General features: G+C 28.3%; 10 protein-coding genes. 1 reads left to right on the top strand and 9 read right to left on the bottom strand.

Going from position 1 to position 6949, the window contains the following annotated elements; all coding sequences use genetic code 11:
- Positions 1-37 precede the first annotated feature (37 nt).
- On the top strand, positions 38-250 hold the full coding sequence (locus tag VIM70_RS12020) for a DUF378 domain-containing protein (RefSeq protein ID WP_331946004.1): 213 nt from the start codon (positions 38-40) through the stop codon (positions 248-250).
- Positions 251-343: 93 nt separating this feature from the next.
- On the opposite strand, the gene VIM70_RS12025 is transcribed toward VIM70_RS12020, so the two are convergent.
- From VIM70_RS12025 to VIM70_RS12065, 9 genes are all read right to left on the bottom strand, one after another.
- Positions 344-676, bottom strand: a complete 333-nt coding sequence (locus VIM70_RS12025; RefSeq protein ID WP_331946005.1) for an MGMT family protein — start codon at positions 674-676, stop codon at positions 344-346.
- Between the two features lie 49 nt (positions 677-725).
- Positions 726-1238 (bottom strand): N-acetyltransferase family protein, encoded by a 513-nt coding sequence (locus VIM70_RS12030; protein WP_331946006.1) that lies wholly within the window; start codon positions 1236-1238, stop codon positions 726-728.
- Positions 1239-1421: 183 nt separating this feature from the next.
- Positions 1422-1586, bottom strand: coding sequence for a hypothetical protein (locus VIM70_RS12035; RefSeq protein WP_331946007.1), 165 nt, complete (start codon positions 1584-1586; stop codon positions 1422-1424).
- Entirely contained in the window at positions 1558-2082 is a 525-nt protein-coding gene (locus VIM70_RS12040; protein ID WP_331946008.1) for a YdcF family protein, read from the bottom strand. Before VIM70_RS12040 ends, VIM70_RS12035 begins: the two co-directional genes overlap by 29 nt.
- A gap of 225 nt (positions 2083-2307) precedes the next feature.
- Positions 2308-3195 carry a hypothetical protein gene (locus VIM70_RS12045; protein ID WP_331946009.1) on the bottom strand — a complete coding sequence of 296 codons (888 nt, stop codon included), beginning with the start codon at positions 3193-3195 and terminating at the stop codon, positions 2308-2310.
- Between the two features lie 488 nt (positions 3196-3683).
- Positions 3684-3989: a hypothetical protein gene (locus VIM70_RS12050; RefSeq protein WP_331946010.1), complete on the bottom strand. Its 306-nt coding sequence runs from the start codon at positions 3987-3989 to the stop codon at positions 3684-3686.
- A 264-nt stretch (positions 3990-4253) separates the two neighbouring features.
- On the bottom strand, positions 4254-4721 hold the full coding sequence (locus tag VIM70_RS12055; RefSeq protein ID WP_331946011.1) for a DUF4395 family protein: 468 nt from the start codon (positions 4719-4721) through the stop codon (positions 4254-4256).
- A gap of 4 nt (positions 4722-4725) precedes the next feature.
- A complete protein-coding gene (locus VIM70_RS12060; RefSeq protein ID WP_331946012.1) occupies positions 4726-5340 on the bottom strand; it encodes an isoprenylcysteine carboxylmethyltransferase family protein in 615 nt (204 codons plus the stop codon).
- A complete protein-coding gene (locus VIM70_RS12065) occupies positions 5340-6722 on the bottom strand; it encodes a radical SAM protein (protein ID WP_331946013.1) in 1383 nt (460 codons plus the stop codon). Before VIM70_RS12065 ends, VIM70_RS12060 begins: the two co-directional genes overlap by 1 nt.
- Between the last annotated feature and the right edge of the window lie 227 nt (positions 6723-6949).

Here is a 6949-nt window from a genome sequence, read left to right on the forward strand (position 1 = left end):
ATATAAATAGAATAATTATATAAATTTGGGGGTAATTATGTATAAGCTTAATACTATAGACAAACTTTCATTCATATTTGTATTAATTGGTGCATTGAACTGGGGACTTTTAGGGTTATTAAATTTTAATCTAGTTAGCACTATTTTTGGAGCTATTCCATTTCTTGCTAGAGCAATATACATAATAGTAGGATTCTCTGCTGTTAATATTATTGTTTTTATAATTAGAACTAAAAAAGATTTGAATTAATATTATCTTAAACAAGATAATATTAATCGTAAAAATACTCCATAGATTATTATGGAGTATTTTTACGATTATTTTAACTTAAACAATTCTTAATTAAAAATCTAGCTCTTTAAAGTTAATATATTCATGAGATTGAAAATCATTTAAATTTACAGTATTAAGGTTAGTGAATTTTACACCTTCACTCTCTAAAAGCATTTTCTGAAGATTATGAGATTCATAATCCTTTAAACCAATCTCCCCTTTTGAGTTTATAACTCTATGCCATGGCAGTTTATATTTTTCAGTTAATGTATGAAGAACTCGAACAACCTGCCTTGCGCCTCTTCGGCTCCCAGCAAGCGTTGCAATTTGACCGTATGTCATAACCTTACCTTCAGGTATTCCTTTAATAATTTCCACGACTCTTTCTGTAAAAGGTTCCATTTTAAACACCTTCTCATTTCCATACTTTCTAAGTATTTATATTAAATGTTTAACTCTCTATTGGATTATTAGGACCTTTAAGTTCCAATTGATAAAAAACAAGATTAAGCCATTTCCCAAATTTAAATCCGGCTTTATTTATCTTTCCTGAATACTCAAATCCTAACTTTTTGTGCAATTTGATGCTTTTTTCATTTGATTCATCAATTCCAGCCACCATGGTTGCAAAGCCCATTTCATTGGAAATCCTTATTACTTCTTTAGCTAGTAGTGTTCCTATGCCTTTGTTTCTGCAGTTACCATTAACATAAATAGAGTGTTCAATAGTGTATTTATATGCAGGCCATTCTCTGAATGGCCCAAATGTAGCAAATCCAATAACCCTATTATTTTCTTCATCCACTAATATTGGATAACCTTCTTGTTTCTTATTTTGATACCATAGTATTCTGTCTTCAATGGTGTGAGCCTTATAATCATAGATTGCTGTTGTATTTAATATGGCATCATTATAGATTTCCAAAATATCGATTAAATCATTTTGAGTCGCTTCTCGAATCATTTTTATACCCCTTTCTCAATAATAAGTTAAGAGTCACTTCCTTTTTTTTATTTTATCATACTCACTGTAGTATGGAATAAGTCTTTGATAAGAATCCAACACTTCTTTAGGAATATCCACATGAGATATAAATCCTTTTCCTTTTGGACCATAACCATGTACATCGTCTTTTAACCTGGGTATTTATCCCATTACAAGATCTATAAATCTATCTTTACTCCATAATCCATTAATGCCTTCAGTTATAAATTTAGAACCATCTTCTGATTTTTTTAGTTTGGGTATAAATGGTGAATAGCTTATAATTAATGTTTTTTCTTTATTCCATGTTTTTAAAAAAAGTGGCATAACTTCTTAATTGCATAGTAGGATCCTGAATCAATATTATAGATTCCGGAATTGGCCCTTTTTCCTTTAATATATTTAATGATTCATAAGCATTGGAACCGCAATTTGTTGATTTATTTTCTACTATAATCTCACCTAACTTAATATTTTCTCTTCGTGAAATAATCTGTGACAATATATCTGCTTCAGATTTGTCATATATATCAATACCTTTATATTTATTATCTTGTAATACAGTTTGAATTAAATACTTGGTCGAATGACCTATGCCTCCCACTATCATTATATCTTTTGATAAACCACTTTCATAAGCTTTTGCGGCCAATTCAGCTATATAAGGAATACTGCTTCCTAAGATAATTATCATATCGACTTGTTTAATCCAAAATTTATCAATTAACGATTTACAAGACAAATCATCTATATCCCGTTTTGATAAAAATGTGATAATATTATTTAAATCGTCTATTATTTGATAATCATTTGGATTACTCACATTAAGCCCTCCATTTATATATAAATATTGAATAAAATATATTATTTACTTATGCACCACATCAAATTCCTCAAAACCTCAACGCCTATTTTCATATCCTTATTACTATTTTCTGTACATCCTTAATAAGAATATTGTACCATTATTCTCATTTTATGTGTATGAATATCTTCTGCACCAATATAAAAACAACCTAATTTAACTTTTGTTAAACTAGGTTGTCTTCTATTTCTTCTCAATAATATTATGTTCAGCATCGTTTTTATCCATTTTCAAAATCATATTTCTAAATTTCTCAGCTGCTTGCTCTTTTTCTATTAATAATCCATTAATCCTAATATTAAAGTCTTCTTGTAATTGTTGAATTTTTAATTGCTGCATCTCTTTTAATTTTAAGACCTCTTTATCCATTTGGAAAATTGTTCTTTCTCTTTGCATTTCAATATCTTCTTTAGCTTTAGCTATAAGTTCTTCTATTTTGTTTATATTTATTTGTTTTAAATCATCTAACTCATTTATTAATTTATCAACTTCATTACTTTTATTTAATAAGTTATTATTAAGCTTTATATTGTCATTAGTTAATCTGTCATATTCTATTTTAAGTATAACTATCTCATCTCTGTATTTAGAATATTTTTCATTTGTCTCATGTAGAGTAATTATCTTTTCGTTTTGCATATTATTAAATGTTTTTAAGCTCTTAATATTTTCTTGTAGTTCTTTATGTATATGCTTTCCATTGGATAGGTCTGTTTCCAGTGATTTTATCTTTTTATTTTCTTCTTTTAATAAAAGTATCTCATCTTCTAGTTTTTGAACTTCAGTATTTTTATCTACCAACTCATTCCTATGAACATTTTTTACTTCTAAGGTTTTAATATTATTTCTTTCCACTATGTTTATATAAATATCCGCCATTCTGCTGGTTATTGTTTGTAACTCTTTTATATCTTCGGACATATTACTGTCTTCTTCACGTGCTCTATTTAATTCGTAATATTTAACTACTTGTTCCATAAGTTCCTTGTTGTTTATGCCTTCATTTTGAGCTAATTCATTAAATTTTTGTTTTAATTCATCACTTATTCTTACGCTTAATATTGCATCCATCTTATTACCTCTCCTCTAATCTTTATTATTCCATGAAAAGTGTGCTTAATAAACTTTTATCTGTTTTTTTATATCTTTAATTAAGAAATTATATCTGAATTGTAAATAATCATATTAAGTATACATCTGTATACTTAAGTTTATAAACGTATTATACGTGTATACATATTGTTTACAATACAAGTATACCATAAAATTATAAATAATATATATAAAATGAGTAAAAAAGCAGCTTTTAATGAAAAAACAAAACCATTCAATATAACTTTTATTATATTGAATGATTTTGTTTTTGTTTATGGTGAAAATTCATAAGTATTGTAGTTAAATAATATGTAAGTTAGATAAGGACTATAAGGAGAATAGTTGTGATGTTATAAAAAATTTCATGATCAAAAAGAGGAAGCAACATATAATATATCGCATTTAATATCAAAAACTGCTATCATAGCTGATAACAGTCTTACACTTTTATATATACATTGGGATTATAATCCTCCGAGTGTTATGGCACATGCGCCAAATAGCAAGAATATTAATGTAAAAGGTATAATTACACCAAGCATTAGTTTGCCTGCTATAGGGTGGTTTCTTCTAATTAATCTAACTGACAAAAATGTTGAAGCTGATATTAATATAAACCCAATAATAGATATTATTCCTACATTACCAATATAGAGAGTTGCAACCATAGCTATAAAAAATAAAATAGCTAACCCTAATCCTAAAAAAATATCCCCCCAAGGGCTTTTTTTAGGTTTTTGATTTTCAGGGCTTTCATTATTGACATTCATGTTCCTTCACTCCCCTTCCTATAAATATAGATGTTATATATTTTCTATTAATAAATAGTAATCCAAGTATACAAAGTATCTGAAAGTCTGTTAGACCAATAAAAGACACTTTTTCAACACGTATAAATTCTAGTAGAAATCTGAAGCTAAGATATCCATTTAAAAAAATAGAATAAAGTTGTCCTGGTTTTACACCTTTTCTTTTTCTTAAAGGGTAGTGATTTAAACAAAGTATTTGGATTCATAATTATTTCACTCCCTATCCTATTTTACCTTACACTGATTTATTTTTTTGCCAACTCTGCAGCATTGTCCATTTGGATTATTAAGGCACGTATAAAGTTTCATAGCACCACAAAATCCAAATGATGCAGAGGTCTTTAGAACGGCTAATACTCCAGTTAATATCCAACCAGTTAAAGGATGAATAAAATAAAGAAATAAAAGCGCTATTCCAGAAACTATAGTCCCTACTATGTGAGCAAAACAAACTGCCTTTTCATCTAAAATTTCGCTTTTAGATGGAAATATCTTATCAATTGTATAAGTATATATAAAAACTAAAGGTGCATTTTTAACTTTTAATAGCGCTGATAGTAAGAGTATAAAAAAACCTACTACTACCAATAGTTTATTTTGAAATATCAATGAAAGCCAAAATATTGTGGCCATTATATATTTGCAAAAATTGAAGGCGGCATGAGGAACAAGAACCGGTCTATATTCTTTCATATAATCATCTCTTTCTTTTAATCATTTTCGGGAAAAACATTCCTGTTCTTTTTATATAGTCATTATATTCGGAGAAAGCCTGAATTAATAAGGTTTCTTCTTGTTTTGCTCTATAATACATAAAAGGCATAAAAATAATTGTAACTGCCAATAAACATAATATGTTTCTATATACTAAACATGCACCATAAAACATTATCATAATGGAGGCATATAAGGGATGCCTAATAACTTTATACATTCCATTTTGAACTAAAGTATGTTTATCATATATCTTAATATGATTAGCCCAATTACTTCCCAAATTAAATCTACCCACTATATTCATAATACAACCACTAACAATGGCTATTGTGCCTATGATAATAACAATATATTTTAAATTATTATCATATACTGGAACTATCCCCATTTTAGTCTTAAGTATCAAATAAAAGAAGAATAAAAATAATGTCATTGTACCTGTTTCCACTATAGACTTCTTTTCTTTTTTTATATGGGCATCTCTTGTAAATAGAGTAAAGTCTATAAGTGTTGAAACAAATAACCCTAATACACTGCTGCAAATAATTAGCTGAATTACAAATGAGAACATATTTGGAAATTTAAATGATAACATTATGTGCACCCATTTCTATGAATAATGTTATAAGCTGAAAATGGTATTTTTCGTAAATCTTTTGTTACTACATGAACACATTCCTTTTGCATTGATCTAGTATCAAAATTGTAAGCGTCTACAAAAGAAGTTACACTAACTCTGAATGTATTTTCATCTACATATTCTATCTTCTTTTGTTTTGACTTTAAGAAGAAGTCAATTGGAACAATTTGTTTAAAGTCTTTTAAAAATTTAAAACAGTCGCAAGTGGTTTTTATGTCTGTTATGCTTCCACCTGCATTCTTTAATGCATCTTCAATAGTAAATACAAAAGTATTATTAATAAGGTGGAGATATTCAAGTATTTTTGTGTTTCTTGTTATTGGAATAAAACCACCCTTTGATGTTTTGTACATATAGGTAAGAGCTACTCTCTCTGAATTACATGGAAGTGGAATAAAATCATCCATTTTGAGCATTCCAGCTGATTGCTTTTCCATTCTCTTTAATATTCCTGATAATGTAACTCTATTAGTTCTATCTATATTGTTAACTCTACCAAAAAATGCTGCTGGTTGGAAGTTAATACCACGGACACAGGTGTTATTAATACCAAAAGTAAATATTTCGCCTACTTCGTCATCATTTACACCGGCAGTAATTGTAGAAACCAAAGTTGTAGGTATTTTATATTTTGATAAATGATCTAAAGCCTTTTTCTTAAGAGGTAGTAGATTTTTACCTCTTAATGTATTATAAGTAGTTTCTTTAAATCCATCAAATTGAAGGTAAACTTCAAAACCTCCTACAAACTGCTGTAACTGACGAGCGAAATCTTCATCTTGTGCAATCTTTATACCATTAGTATTTAACATTACATATTTAAAGTTTTTAGATTTAGCTAATCTTATAATTTCTATAATATCAGGATGAATAGTTGGCTCTCCACCGCTTATTTGTAATATTTCGCCTTGTCCATATTCAGAATCTATAAAAAAATCCATCATTTTTTCTATTTTATCTATTGATAAAAACTCTCCCTCTCCTGCATCTGCAAAACATAAAGGACACTTTAGATTACACTTTGTAGTTACTTCTATTAATCCTATACAGCCATGTTGGTCGTGTTGAGGGCATGTTCCAGAGGCGCCACAATCATAAGGGCATCCTTTTTCTACTTTTGAATAAATCTTCATAGGTGTTCCGGGTTTATCATACTTGTTTTTCTTTAAATGATAATCAGCAACTTCCTCGAGCAACTCCATTTGTTCTCCATGAATAGGACAATATTTTAGTAAATAAACCTTTTTATCTTTTAAGATAATCTTTGCGGGAATTATCTGAAGGCATTCTGGACATAAACTATTTGTATATTCATGAAAGATATAGTCTCTGTTCATTAATTTTCCCCTCTCAAGCTATATATGTGCACTCTCGGAAACTCTTAAGGCATTGCTAACTCTTGATTCATTTTTGCTCAAAAATTAACTTCACCTCAAAATTTTTTCGTGCTATATATTGTACGGATAGCCTAGATAATTCATGCTATTCGTAGCATTACCTATTTATTTTATTTAAACATTTTGAAATAAGACTTGACAGCTAGTAAAAATTCGCAAAATTAAAT

The sequence above is a fragment of the Clostridium sp. genome (assembly GCF_036569345.1).
Taxonomy (GTDB): domain Bacteria; phylum Bacillota; class Clostridia; order Clostridiales; family Clostridiaceae; genus Clostridium_AD.